Annotated in this window: 10 protein-coding genes; 3 read left to right on the top strand and 7 right to left on the bottom strand. The window is 71.4% G+C overall.

Features of this window, described 5'->3' with window-relative positions:
• Window positions 1-19: 19 nt before the first annotated feature.
• From ACZ4D5_RS34170 to ACZ4D5_RS34150, 5 genes are all read right to left on the bottom strand, one after another.
• Window positions 20-883, bottom strand: coding sequence for an ABC transporter permease (locus tag ACZ4D5_RS34170; RefSeq protein WP_467776359.1), 864 nt, complete (start codon window positions 881-883; stop codon window positions 20-22).
• Window positions 880-1,986, bottom strand: a complete 1,107-nt coding sequence (locus tag ACZ4D5_RS34165; RefSeq protein ID WP_467776358.1) for an LLM class flavin-dependent oxidoreductase — start codon at window positions 1,984-1,986, stop codon at window positions 880-882. The genes ACZ4D5_RS34170 and ACZ4D5_RS34165 overlap by 4 nt, the downstream gene beginning before the upstream one ends.
• 139 nt (window positions 1,987-2,125) lie before the next feature.
• The gene (locus ACZ4D5_RS34160; protein ID WP_467776357.1) at window positions 2,126-2,224 is read right to left on the bottom strand and encodes a putative leader peptide; all 99 of its coding nucleotides are present in this window, start codon (window positions 2,222-2,224) and stop codon (window positions 2,126-2,128) included.
• A 658-nt stretch (window positions 2,225-2,882) separates the two neighbouring features.
• Window positions 2,883-4,934, bottom strand: a complete 2,052-nt coding sequence (locus tag ACZ4D5_RS34155; protein ID WP_467776356.1) for an NACHT domain-containing protein — start codon at window positions 4,932-4,934, stop codon at window positions 2,883-2,885.
• A 416-nt stretch (window positions 4,935-5,350) separates the two neighbouring features.
• Window positions 5,351-7,036, bottom strand: a complete 1,686-nt coding sequence (locus ACZ4D5_RS34150) for an RICIN domain-containing protein (protein WP_467776355.1) — start codon at window positions 7,034-7,036, stop codon at window positions 5,351-5,353.
• Window positions 7,037-7,230: 194 nt separating this feature from the next.
• On the opposite strand from ACZ4D5_RS34150, the gene ACZ4D5_RS34145 reads away from it, so the two are divergent.
• Complete coding sequence (locus ACZ4D5_RS34145; protein WP_467776354.1) at window positions 7,231-7,965, top strand: S1 family peptidase; 735 nt, start codon at window positions 7,231-7,233, stop codon at window positions 7,963-7,965.
• Between the two features lie 953 nt (window positions 7,966-8,918).
• Complete coding sequence (locus ACZ4D5_RS34140) at window positions 8,919-9,494, top strand: snapalysin family zinc-dependent metalloprotease (RefSeq protein WP_467776353.1); 576 nt, start codon at window positions 8,919-8,921, stop codon at window positions 9,492-9,494.
• Between the two features lie 376 nt (window positions 9,495-9,870).
• Here the strand turns inward: ACZ4D5_RS34140 and ACZ4D5_RS34135 are convergent, their stop codons facing one another.
• Window positions 9,871-10,662: an SDR family oxidoreductase gene (locus tag ACZ4D5_RS34135; protein ID WP_467776352.1), complete on the bottom strand. Its 792-nt coding sequence runs from the start codon at window positions 10,660-10,662 to the stop codon at window positions 9,871-9,873.
• A gap of 214 nt (window positions 10,663-10,876) precedes the next feature.
• On the opposite strand from ACZ4D5_RS34135, the gene ACZ4D5_RS34130 reads away from it, so the two are divergent.
• Complete coding sequence (locus ACZ4D5_RS34130) at window positions 10,877-11,812, top strand: helix-turn-helix domain-containing protein (protein WP_467776351.1); 936 nt, start codon at window positions 10,877-10,879, stop codon at window positions 11,810-11,812.
• Here the strand turns inward: ACZ4D5_RS34130 and ACZ4D5_RS34125 are convergent.
• Window positions 11,710-13,113 carry a M20/M25/M40 family metallo-hydrolase gene (locus ACZ4D5_RS34125; RefSeq protein WP_467776350.1) on the bottom strand — a complete coding sequence of 468 codons (1,404 nt, stop codon included), beginning with the start codon at window positions 13,111-13,113 and terminating at the stop codon, window positions 11,710-11,712. The two genes, ACZ4D5_RS34130 and ACZ4D5_RS34125, sit on opposite strands and share 103 nt — an antisense overlap.
• Between the last annotated feature and the right edge of the window lie 100 nt (window positions 13,114-13,213).

Genomic DNA, 13,213 nt, shown 5'->3' with positions numbered 1-13,213 from the left:
ACCGAAGAGTGATGGTTCGTCAGGCGCGTCCGCGCCATGGCACCGCCACCCGTTCCACGCCCTTGAACAGCGCGTCGAGGATGATCCCGGAGAGGCCGATGGCGATGATCCCGGCGATGACGACGTCGGTCTGGTTGTAGCGCTGGGCGTCACGGATCATGCCGCCGATGCCGGGGACGCCGTTGACCGTCTCGGCGGCCACGACCGAGGTGTAGGCGATGCCGACCGCGATCCGCACCCCGGTGAGGATCTCCGGCAGCGCGGCCGGCAGCCGCACGGAGAGCAGCAGTGTCAGGGGGCCGGCGCCGAGCGCCCGCGCGGCCTCCACCAGATCGGTCGGTACGCCGCGTACCGCCGCGGCGGTGGCCGCCGCGATGGGCGGGAGCGCGGCGATGACGAGCAGCCAGATCTTCGGGGACTCGTCGATGCCGAACCAGATGACGAGAAGGGAGAGATACGCCAGTGGGGGCAGCGTGCGCAGGAAGGTGATCGCGGGTTCGAGGACCACGGCGAGCGGCTTCACCACGCCGATGAGGAGGCCCAGCGGGATGCCGGCGAGGGCCGCGTAGCCGGTGCCGATGCCGATCCGGCGCAGCGAGACGCCGAGGTGCTCGATCAGCAGGTGGTTGCTGATGCCTCGTACACCGTCGTGGACCGTCGACGCCTCCACGAAGGCGTGCCACACGTCCCCGGGTGACGGCACGAGGACGCGCGGCCAGAGGTCCGCGGTGACGACCAGCTGCCAGGCGGCGAGGAGCACGGCGAGGGCGAGCAGCCGCAGTGCCGTCCAGCGCAGGGCGGTGACTCCGGCCCAGGCGCGCCGCGTCGGCCGGGGTGCGGGCAGGGGCTTCGTGTCCGGCAGGGTGTTCTTGACGAGGGTCACGCCGCCGCCCCCGTGAGCGCGAGGAGCCGGGGCGCGACTTCTTCGCCGACCCGGTAGGCCTCTTCGAGGTGGGGATAGCCGGACAGGACGAACTCGTCGACGCCGAGCTGCCGGTACTCGAACAGCCGCTGGGCGACCTCTTCGTACGAGCCGACGAGTGCGGTGCCCGCGCCTTCGCGGACCAGGCCGATGCCCGCCCAGAGGTTGGGCGCGACCGTCAGGCGCTCGGCGGTGCCGCCGTGCAGGGCGGTCATCCGGGCCTGGCCCGTCGAGTCCATGCGGGCGAAGCGCTCCTGGGAGGCGCGGACGGCCTCCGGGTCGAGTCCGGCGAGGATGCGGTCGGCTTCCGCCCAGGCCTCGGCCGCGGTGCCGCGGGTGATGACGTGGAGGCGGAGCCCGAAGCGCGGGGTGCGTCCGAGGAGCGCGGCCTTGGCCCGCAGCCTCGCGATGCGTTCGGCGATCGCGACCGGGGGCTCGCCCCACAGCAGCTGCACTTCGGCGTGGCGCGCCGCGACCTCCTCGGCGGCGGGGGACGCTCCGCCGAAGTAGAGGGGGATGTGCGACCGCAGGGCGGGGTCGGTGAGGCGAGCGCCCTCGACCCGCACATGCCGGCCGTCGAGGTCGACCGGCTTCCCGTCGAGCAACTCCCGTACTACATAAATGAGTTCGCCGGTCCTGACGTACCGATCGTCCTTGGACAGCTGGTCGCCGTAGGCCCGCTGCTCCACCGGATCGCCGCCGGTGACGACGTTCAGCGCGATACGGTCGCCGAACAACCGGCGGAAGGTGTCGGCCTGTTGGGCGATCAGGGTGGGCTGGGAGAGCCCCGCCCGGAAGGCGACGAGGAAGCCGATCCGCTCGGTGACCGCGGCGACGGCCGGGGTCAGCACCCAAGGGTCGACACAGCCGAGACCCACCGGGGTGAGCAGCTTCGCGAAGCCCGACTGTTCGGCGGCGCGGGCGACTTGGGCGAGGTAGCCGAGGTCGGCGCCGCGCCGGGCCGCTCCGGCGGTGCGGCCCTGGACCGCGGTGACACCGCCGGGGTCGCGGCCGTCACCACCGGTCGGCAGGAACCAGTGCAGTACGGGGGCAGGGGAGGACATGCTGGGGCACCTCGGGTGAGAGAGCAGAGCGGACGCGGGCGTGCGGCCCCGCGTCAGGTGTGCCGCGAGGCCGGTGGCCCGGAGATCCGGGGAGAGAAAGAGACCCTGAGAAGGAAGCGTGCGAGGCTCGGTGGAGCGCTCAGCAACAAGTCGCGCGAGAAGGCGAGATGGCCCGACACAGCATCCCCGAAACACGCAGAAGGTCCACGTGGCGGCGGGATACGAGGGCGGGGTTCATGCGTGCATCCTGACCGGGCCCTCGCTCCACCGGCAAGCCGGGTCCGCGATGCGGACAGCATCCTCTCGGATCGCGGGACGCACAAGGCCGTGACCTCCGACGGGGAGGCCGGGGGCACGGTGGAGGGGCAGAGAGGTGGATCGGTGGAGAGGTAGATCCGTGGATCGGTGAATCGGTGGATCGGTGAAGCACATGCGAGGTCGAGCAGAACCGGCGGCCTCAGCCATGTCACTGCCGTGGGCCTCACTCAGCGCCCGCGTCCGCCCTTCCAGTTCGCCGATACGGTGGTGCCTGTCCTGCGACGCCTGCCGCAGCGCCTCCTGGTAGGTCGCCCACCAACGGGCCTGGCGGTCGTTCTCGGCGAGCCGGCCCTGCAGGAGCTGGACGGTGTGCTGGGGGAACGACTCGGTGTCATACATCAGGTCGAGGACGAACTCCCATGGCGAAATGTGTTGACCGTTCAGCAGCTGCCTTTCATCTCTGGCCGTGAGGTGTGTACGGCTGGACGATCCGGGTTGTGGGGGCTGGCGTACCGGCTCGGCGGTACTGCCGGGAGTGTGGTGATCCGCTGCCGGTAGCGAGGGAGGCGGAGGCTGTGTTCTGCTCAGGTCGGTGCAGGTCCCAGCGGTTCCGTCGGCGGTGTCGCCGGTCGATCCGGTCAAGGCTCTTGCTGAGCGAGGTGGCGTTGCAGATCGATGTGCCGGAACTGGTACACCGACCCGACCTGCCGAAGCACGCCGCGCTTGTGTGCGTCCTGAAGAAACTCCATCAGATCCCATGGGACTTTGCCGCGTGCCGCCAGATATGCCCTGGCCATCACGAAGTGCCCCCACGCTGTGTAGCTCAGCCCGAGCCAGAGCCAGCCCACAAGCGCGATCCCGTGCCCGATCCCGGTTCGGCCGAGGAACAACCGGACCCCGGGCGTGAGCTCGACTGCGAGCGCGGCCGCGAGCAGGACTGCGAGCACGGCCGCGAGCCCGAGCGCGAAGGTGCGGCGGTCTGAGGAAAGCAATGTGCCTGGCGCGGTGGTGGTGGCCAGATCGGGCCGCTCCTTCTTGAGCCCGAACACGAGCCCGGTCACGAGCGCGACCGTGAGCCCGACCGGGATCATGACCGCGGGCTCGAGCCCGTCCCCTCGCTCGAGCCTGCGCACGAGCACGCCCACGAGGCCGCCGAGCCCGACGGCGAACCCGGCCGCGAACCTGCGGGGAGACCAGCGCAGCCGTGTACTCGGGGCGCATCCTTGCCCAGCCAGTATCAGCCCGACCGCGAGCCCGAGCACGCCCATGAGCCCGCCCACGACCGTGAGCCCGCTTACCAGTACGGGCGCGAGACCGAGCGCGAGACCGACGCCGACGTTGTAGGTATACGTGGGAAGGACGCGGTGGAGTTCCCACCAGACCAGGTCAGGGCTGCCGTCGCGGTGGGTCTGGAGGAAACGCGCGAGGAAGACCAGAGTGCGATGGGTCTGTTCGGCCTTCCAACGGTGCGGCTGGGGGTGGTCGGGGGCGTAGGCAGCGGGGACGAAGGCGTCGAACAGGTGGGTGTCCATGGTGGTGCGGTCGGGGAAGGCCGAGGTGTCACACAGTTGGTCCGGATGCGGAGCCGCAGCGGATTCGGGGGCGGCCTGGGGACGAGGCGTGTAGATGCTGCGGGCCAGGAACAGCCCCAGTGGTGTGGTCAGCGCTTGGCCGACCGGGGTGTCAGTGCCCAGGCGGGCGATCACGGCATCCCAGCGGCGGGCGGCGGGGGCGTGCGGCCCGCCGGCGGCCCGGCGCAGGTAGGTGGCCGCGGCCTCGGGCACGAGGGGGAGGAGACGGATGGCGGCGGCGCCGTTGAGGCGCACCGTGGCGTCCGGCCGGGTGAGAGCCGCCCGGTAGGGGGCGATGCGGCTGGCCAGGACCACGGGCTGTTTGGCCGGCAGCGCGCGGTTGAGGGCGTCGAGCGCCTCCAGGTGCAAGGCGGGCGGTAGTTCGTCGAACCCGTCGAGCAGGAGCAGGATGCGGCCCGCGTCCAGGAGCGCGTGGGCCAGGTCGCCGGGACGGTTCGTGGTCGTGGTGGTGACCGGGGGCGGGGCCGGGGCGCGCAGGCCGGGGTGGCCGCGGCGCAGTTCGTCGGCCAGCCATGTCTTCAACGGCTGGCCGGGATTCCAGGAGGCCAGCGAGAACAGCACAGGCACCGGGTCACTGTCGGTACGGCGCTCGATCAGGTCCTGCAGGAGACGGATCAGCAGCACGCTCTTGCCCGCGCCGGGCTCACCCAGGATCACCAGGCGCCGGGTGGGCACGCGGTCGGTGAACACCTCCCCGATCTGGCCGTCCTGGCCGGCCAGTCCGACCGCGTCCTGTGGCCACCTGTCGGGATCGCCGGGCGGCCCGCCGGGCCAGGCGCGGGCCAAGTCCGTCAGCAGCGGCCAGGGCTCGGCCAGGTCGTCGTCCGCGGCCCGCCAGGCGACCGGCAGCGGATAGGGATCGTTGACCCGGCGGACCTTCGCCTCGTCCTCCCACTGGTTCCTGACCGCCACAGCCAGCTTCTTGGCGACCACATCCAGATCCACGGGGGGCACCGTGACCCGGAACGCCTCCCAGGCCAGGAAGCCCGGCGCCAGGCCCAGCAGCACCGTCACCGCGGTTTCGGCCACACTCAGATCGAAGGACCAGGCCACAGCCAAGGCCCCGGCCGCCCCCACCACGAACAACAGCGGATACACACCCGCACGCCCCGGCACTCGGCTGGACCCCCGACGTCTCATGACTCGTCATCCTGCCGTATCCGGTGGCCGCCAGGCGTGGGCTCAAGCATCGCGGGACGTTTCCCGGACGTGCCGTACAGCGACCACCACGTCGCAGTCCTCAAAGTGCCACGTGTCCTCACCCTCGGGCAGCCTCAACGAGCCTGTAAGGCGCACGGCTTCGCCCCGTCGGCCACGCTCCCGGCAGTGCCGCCGACTCGTTCCGCCAGCCCTCACACAGCAGATCGTCCGAGCGCACCCTGTGTTCGCTGGTGGTGATCGTGACCGTACGGCACGGTGCGCCGCCGGTCCCGATCACCACCGCACGCGGGCCCTGAGGAGAGCCGGTGGAGCCCGGTGGAGCCCTGTGGAGCCCTGTGGGGGGGCTCAGGAACCTAGGAGAACGTCTTCACGTTCCACTTCTGCTCCGCCGACAGACCCTGCGCCTTTGTCCACAGCGTCAGCCAGGTGCCCTTGGTGAAGGATCCGCCCTTGTTGGTGATGGCCTTGCCACCGCTGCGCGTCGTCAGGGTGTTGCCCGCGGCGTCGAACACCTGGGACGGGGCCGAGGAGTTGCAGGTCCACAGGGTCAGGACGGCCCCGTTGGCCCCGCTCGCGTCGCCCCTGGGGGTCAGGCACTTGCCGCTGTCCCGGTGCACGAGGCGTCCGTCGGAGCGGTGCGTCCAGCGCTGGAGGCTGGAGCCGTTGCAGTTCCATACGGTGACGGGGGTGCCGTTGTCCGTGCTGTTGCCCTGGGGCGTGGCGCAGACGGAGCCGGGGGTGTCCGTGTTGGCGAGCCACTTCCACTGGCCGTCGGCGCCGCCCGCGTGCGGGTTGATGCTGAAGACGACCCGGCGCATGCCGAGCGCCTCGTTCACGCCCCACAGGCGCCCGGACTGCGGTGCCCAGGACAGGTTCTGCGTCAGCCACGGGATCTGGGTGAGGACGTGCGGCGCCTTACCGGGCTCGGCGACGTGGAGGCAGGAGTAGTTCGCGGGCCAGCCCGACGGGCAGGTCCCGCTCATGTAGTAGCGGGAGCCGTCGGTGGCGACGCCCTGCATGCTCCACACGGGGGTGGTGTAGCCGTTGAGGGGCTTCACGGTCTCCGGGTACGCGCCGTCCTTGCCCAGCTGCGACAGCGACCAGCGGATGATGCGCGCGCCGCCCTGTGTGTAGTTCTCGCCGGTGACCAGCGCGTGCGTGTCCTTGCTGCGGTCGATGCTCGCCGTGCTCAGGCACAGCTTCCCGTTGGAGGGGCCGCAGGCGCGGGGGTTGGTGAAGTCGTACGTCTTGTAGCGGGCCACCATGGGCAGAGCCCAGTTGTGGTAGCGGGCGGAGGAGGCGCCGTCCTGGATTCCGGTGCGTGCGCTGTTGCTGTCCATCTTCCACAGGTGCCGCAGGTCGTAGACCTGGAGCTCGGCGCCGTTGGCCACCAGGAGCTTGTCGCCGTACCAGGCGATGCCATCGGTGTGGTTCGTGTACTTCGGTACCTTGAAGCCGTCCTTGGTGGGCTCCACCAGGGCCACGTGCCCGTAGCGCACCTGGGCACCGGTGGACTGGACGATGGATACGCGCGCGTACTCCTCGTTCGGGCCGTTCTCGTCGTACTTCCCGAAGTACCAGGAGGCGGCGTAGAGGTGGCGGCCCTGGTAGGTGCCCGCGGCGGTGGCGTCATGCGACCCGGCGAAGCCCTGCGGCATCCAACCGCCCTGCTTGTCGCTGTAGTCGTTTCGGTCGTCGTCCTCGTCCCAGCAGAACCCGTCGTACTTCAGGGCACCGTTGAGCCCCGTGTTGTGGCACAGGGAGGGACGGCCGGTGCGGGCCCCGAGGACGTCGGTGACGGCGGCCTTCTTGACCTTGCCCGTCTCTTCGAGCCCGGCGATCTCGTCGGTGAACAACTGGTCGCGGGTGAGTTCGAAGCCCCCCACGGACATGGGGGCGAGAGTCGCGGGCGCGGCCGCCGCGGGGGCGGCCTGGGAGAGGGACAACAGGGAGCCGAGCACCGTGGCCGCGGCCGACAGACAGACGAGTCCGCGGGTTCGAGATATACGGGAACGATTGCGTCTATGCGTGAACCTCATCCCCGAAAGCATACGAAGCGCTCGACTCACGGCCCCCACGGCCCACTTCCACTCCGGCTCCTGGCCAGTCCCCACCACCAGAACCGGCTTCCTTTCCGCTGTCCTGATGTCGTCGAGCTCGTATGGAACGCCTTTGCTCAGCGGGGTCTCTCACTACCTGTACGGCTGTACCCCTGTGAGAGGAGTTGTTCTGCATGATGCGTCGCTTTCGTGTCCTGCTGCTGACCGTCCTGGCGATGGTCGTGGGCACGGTGATGTCGTCCGCTCCGGCCTTCGCCGTCATCGGCGGGTCGAAGAGCACCTACGGCCCGTGGGCGGTACGCATGCTCGTTGACGGCAAACCAGCGTGTACCGGGACAGCGGTCGCCCGCCAGTGGATCCTCACTGCCTCCCACTGCTTCTACGAGCAGGCTCGGCCGGTCGCCGACCGGCGGATCTCCTTCCGGGTGGGCAATCTCGACATGCGCAGGGGCACCACGGTCCGCCCCATCCCCCGCAAGCGCGTGGGCAGCGCGCACGCCGACATGATGCTCGTCAAGGTCCCGCCGATGAATGTCCGCACGGCGCGCCTGGCCACGGTCGGCGTCCACCGCGGCCAGGCCGTGCGGCAGTACGGGTGGGGCGCCACCTGCACCACGGACGAGAGCGCCTGCCAGTCCCCCGTCCTCAAGCAGTCGGACCTCAAGGTCGTACGGCCCAACGACCCCCTGTGCGCGGGACACACCGCGCCGGGCGGCCCCGACTTCTGCATGAAGAAGGTGTCCGGGATTCCCGCCGGGGGCGACTCCGGAGGCCCGGTGATGACCGTCGGCCCACGCGGCACCGAAACCCTCATCGGCGTCTTCAACGGCTCCGACCGGGAGAAGAGCGCCGAGGCCGGGGAGGTCTTTCAGCAACTCTCCTGGATCCGCTCAGTCATCCGGCGATAACGCCGGCACAGCACGCGGCGCCGACGCGGCACCGGCGCCGCGTCGTCGAGGACGACGGCAAAGAACTCGGTGGGCTCAAGGAGAGCGACGACGACCTCGAAGCAAGCGGGGTCCGTGAGGAACTCAGGGACGGGCCGATCGAACAGAGTGGAGCGGGACGAGAGCGAGGTGACGGCGGGCCGCGACGGGCAGGTAACGGCGGTGGAAGCGGCCGCCGCCGTTCGTCACCCACACCGTTCCGGACCAGGGGCGCCGATCTCCGGGAGCGAAGGAGGATGGTGGCCACGGCGCGGCCGGACCGATGCGCGGCGAACGGGCCTTGCCGTCCTCGGAGTTGTCAGGGTGAGCACGCCTGCTGAAGCCCGCGCCCGGGACATGGGTCGAACCCGGCGCGGAGCAGGGCGAGTTGAGCGCCGGAAGGCACGCGCGTGCGGACTTCGGTTCACCCTGTCGGCGCGGCTGGGTGCGGCGGAAATTTGACCGCTCCGGGACCATCACCACTCATACTTGACGATGTACCGTCACACATGAGCGGTGGTGGCACGGAGCGGAATGGAGCGGCCCATGCCCGGCCTCCTGCACCGAGTTGACGTCCCGACGGCGCACGCCGCCCTACGGGACCACGGGCGTGTGCGGCGGCCCGACTCGCCCGCGGCGGACCGGGGTGGCGTCGCGCGCCGGTGCGCGGCACGGCCCCCTCGCCGCCATCGCAGCACCTCGGCCCTGGCCCTGACCCTGGCCAACTCCCCTGCCCGGAGGCGGAGTCAGACCCCCAGCGGGCCCCCCGCACTTCATCCCGCACTTCATGCTGCCGCCAGGCCTCCCTCAGCCGGTGCGGTACCTCCCCAGCCCGCAGGGAGACGCGACCGCCCGCCGACCGGGGCCTGCCGCACCACACCCCCCACTCTCGGCTCCGGACGGAGCCGAGCCCTCGCACACCCGAGAGGACAACGATGCTGCACTTCAGACAGCTGACCATAGCCATCACGGCCGCAGCGGCCGCCCTGACCACGGCACCGGCGGCGAACGCCGCGTCCGCCCCCGACACCGCCCCGCGCACGGCCGCCGTGGTGACACTTCGCTACGACGACAGTCAGGCCAGGGGCTGGGAGACGGCGATCGCGGCCGGAGTCGCCTCCTGGAACACCAACGTCGACAACGTCAAACTGGCCAAAGCCCAGCCAGGCACCCGCGCCGAGATCCAGATCGTGGCCACCAGCGGCTGGCCACAGGCCACCGTCGGCCCCGTCCGGCCGGGCGGCCGCGCCCGCGTCGAACTCGGCAGCCAAGCAGTGGCCCAGGGGTACGACAAGACCCGCATCGCCGCCCATGAGATCGGCCACAACCTGGGCCTGCCCGACACCAAACCCGGCCCCTGCTCCCAGCTGATGTCCGGCTCCACCGCCGGCACCAGCTGCAGGAACGCCGTGCCCGACGCCGCCGAACAGGCCCGCGTCGAGGCCTTCTACGGCAGAGGCGCCGCCGCGCACACTCCCGCCGACGGCCGCATGGTCGTAGACGCACCCTAGCCACCCCCACACGCCCTGGCGCACCGGTGCCCGGCCGTGGCCCCCCACGGCCGGGCACCCCAAAGCCCAGGAAACCCAAAGCCCAGGAACCCCGAACGCCGGACAGCTCCAGAGCCGGGCAGCAACAACCGGCTTCCACCATCGGTGAGTTCGCCCGGCAACAGTCGGTTCGACCGGATGGCGCGCCGACTGCCGGTTCCCGGCCCGCGCCGGGGCCGCCGACCAAGGCCGGCGCCTATGCACTTCGGCCCGCGCCCTCACCGCCGTGACCGGCACACGTCCCAGCAGCTGCCTGCCTGGCCGAGCCGCGACCCCCGCGCCACCCTCTCGGGCCACCGCGGACTCACCAGGTGACGTCGCCGTCCACCGCCCTCAACTACGCCTCCCGGGTGGGCAGCACCGAGATCTGAGACAGATTGACATGACGCGGCCGCCCGACAGCGAAAGCGATCAGCTCGGCGACATCGGTCCCCGACGGGATGCCCTCGATGGAACCCACCGCCTCCTGAACAGCAGCGCTGATGGCCGGGTCGCCGATGTGGTCACGCAACTCGGTGTCGATGGTGCCGGGTTCGATGTTCGTCACGCGGACGTCGGCGGGGCTGAGCCGGGCCCGCAGGTTGCGGGAGAGGTGGCTGAAGGCCGCCTTGGAGGCGGCGTAGCCCGCGAAACCGGGCAGGACCGACTGGGCAGCCGCGGAGGAGATGTTGACCAGGTCCGCGTGGCCCCGCTCCGCCGCTGCCGCCAGCAGGTCCGGGACGAACGTCTCCACGACGGCGAACGCGCCGGTGACGTTCACGTCGATCATCCGCTGCCAGTTGGTGCCCGCGGACCCGTCCAGGAGGTCGGGCAGGGCGAGTCCGGCATTGTTCACCACAAGATCGACCCGCCCGAACCGAGCACGGACCCCCGCAGCCGCCGCAGCGAGCGAGGCGGGGTCACTCACATCAGCCGGCACAGCCGAGGCCGTGCCGCCGGCCGCCTCGATCCGGGCCACGTGCTCCTCCAGGCGATCGGTTCGCCGGGCCAGCAGGGCGACGCGCGCACCTTGCGCGGCCAGTTCGCGAGCGGTGGCCTCGCCGATGCCGCTGGAGGCTCCGGTCACGACGGCCACCCGGCCCGTGAGAGGGCGGGCGAGGGAGGCGGTCTGCTCGGTGGTGATGGTCATGGTGGTCTCCCGGAAGTGCGTGTGCGGACCGCGTTCGCTGCGAGGTCCTTCGGTGTCGTGCGCATGAGGCCCGCGTTGCGGTGCGGGTCCCCGCACTCTCCTGCGGGCCCCGCGGTGCCTTGCGGAACCGACTCTGCGGGATGTCCACGCGCCCACCCAGGGCTCGGCTCGACCCTGGGTCTGGCAGAACCACCCTGTGACGGACACTTGATCCATGGACTTTCGCACCGAGCTCACCGCGTTCCTCCGCTCCCGCCGCGCCCGGCTGCGGCCGGAGGACCTCGACGTACGCGCCTTCGGCGGCCGCCGACGCGTGCCCGGCCTGCGCCGGGAGGAGCTCGCGGACCTCGCGGGAGTGAGCGTCGACTACTACGTACGACTCGAACAGGGCCGCACCCACAACGTCTCCGACAACGTCCTGGACGCCGTCGCCAGAGCCCTGCGCCTGGACGCAGCCGAACGCGCGCACCTGGGCCACCTCACCCGCGCCCTGCGCCACCCGGCCTCGACACCTCCCGTCCCGCAGTCGGTCAGAACCGGCGTGCAGGTCCTGCTCACGGCCCTCGGCGAGGTACCCGCGTATGTCCTGGGACGCCGGCTGGACATCCTCGCCTCCAATCGGCAGGCCCGCGCCCTGTTCACCGACTTCGAGGCCCTGCCGCCCGGGCAGCGCAACGCGGCCTGGCTGCACTTCCTCGACCCGGCCGTACGCGGCCTCTACCCGGACCGGGAGGCGTGGGAGCTGACCGCGCGCGGCACCGTCGCCGCCCTGCGCATGGACCTGGGCCGGCACTCCTGCGACGACCGGCTGTGCGACCTCCTCGGCGAACTGTCCGTGCGCAGCGAGGACTTCCGCACCCTGTGGGCCGAGCACCACGTGGGCGAGCAGGCGTACGGCGTCGAGCGGCTGCGCCATCCCGTGGCCGGTGAGCTGATCCTGCGCCGCGAGACGCTGCGCCTGCCCGACGAGGGCGACCAGTGCCTGGTCACGTACGCGGCCGAACAGGACTCACCGTCCCACGCGGCCCTCGCCGCGCTCACGGCCCCTCAGCGCTGCGGCGCGGGGAACGCCACGGGGCTGCGCAGGCCGGAGCGGCCGACCGCGCGTACGCCGAAGAAGACGTTGTCCTTGGACAGGTCGACGGTGTGACGGGTGGCGTCGCCGACGTCGATCACATGGGTCCAGTCGGTGTCGGTCGTCTCGCGCCACACGACTTCGTACCCGGCGAGATCGGCCTCGGTACCGCGCTCCCACACCAGTTCGGTCTCGTTGGTCAGCGCGGCGGTGAGGATCTTCGCGCCGCGCGGGGTGCCGGGGGCCTGGGCGAGGCTCCACAGGGCGGCGGCGTTGACGCGGGCGACGCGCGCGACGAACGGGAAGTCGCAGAACTCCGGCAGGTCCCCGTACTGCTTGCCGTCCACCACACGGACGTCCTGGTGCTGGTGGGCGAAGTCCTCGGCGGGCTCGGTGAACCGCGCGGCGGGATAGGCACGTTCGAGGAAGGGGATGTGGTCGCCGCCGCGCAGGTAGCGGTCGCGGCGGTACACGACGCGCACCCGCATCCCGGTCGCGTCGTTCACGGCCACGTCCTTCACGAAGCGGGCGAGCTGGCGTGACGGCGAGTCGTTCTCGCCGCCCACCGAGCGTCTGACGGCGGCCTCCTCCGGCGTTTCGGAGGAGGGGACGCCTTCCGCGAAGAGGCGGATCGTGCGCGGGTCGCGGGTGCCGTCGTCGGCGGTGGAGCTGCCGACGATGTCGTTGGTGAACATCCCCTGGACGTCGGCCTTGCGCTGCTTGAACCGCTCCGCCATGTGCGCCGCGCCGAACAGCCCCTGTTCCTCGCCCGCGACGGCCGCGAACACGAGCGTCGCGCCGAGGCGCCGGGTCGCCATGACGCGCGCGAGTTCCAGGACGAGCGCGACCCCGGAGGCGTCGTCGTCGGCTCCGGGCGCGTCGCTCGTGAAGTCCATGACGTCACTGGCGCGCGAGTCGTAGTGCCCGGAGACGACGTACAGGCGGTCGGGGGACGCCGAACCTCGCAGTGTCGCCACGACGTTGGTGATCCGCGTCGGAGTGGGGATGCGCGGGCCCGGCTCCTGGACGTACGACTGGAGCTCGACGCTCATCCGCCCGCCCGAGGGCCGTGCGTGGCGCCGCAGCTCGGCGAGGATCCAGTCACGGGCGGCGCCGATGCCGCGTACGGGGTCGTCCTGCGAGGACAGCGTGTGCCGGGTCCCGAACCCGGCGAGGCGCCGCACCGTCGCCTCGATGCGCCGGTGGTCGATCTCCCGCAGGATCGCGCGCAGTTCGCGCGGCGGTTCCTGGGAGGTGGGACCCGCGCCGTCACGCGCGGCGGCCGGGCCCGCCTGCAGCCCGACGGCTCCTGCCGTGGTGGCGGCGGCTGCTGCGGTCAGGACGGTACGCCGGGAAGTGCCCGTCTGCTGCGACATGCGACCCATGGTCATGGACACCACAATGTGCCGCAAGGGTGAGGCAGCGGCAGATCAGGCGGACCGGAGCCGGGCGTGCCGAGCAGCCCCGGCCCGCTTG

Source organism: Streptomyces sp. NPDC025651 (assembly GCF_055558735.1).
This window is presented reverse-complemented; position numbering and strand designations above follow the sequence as displayed.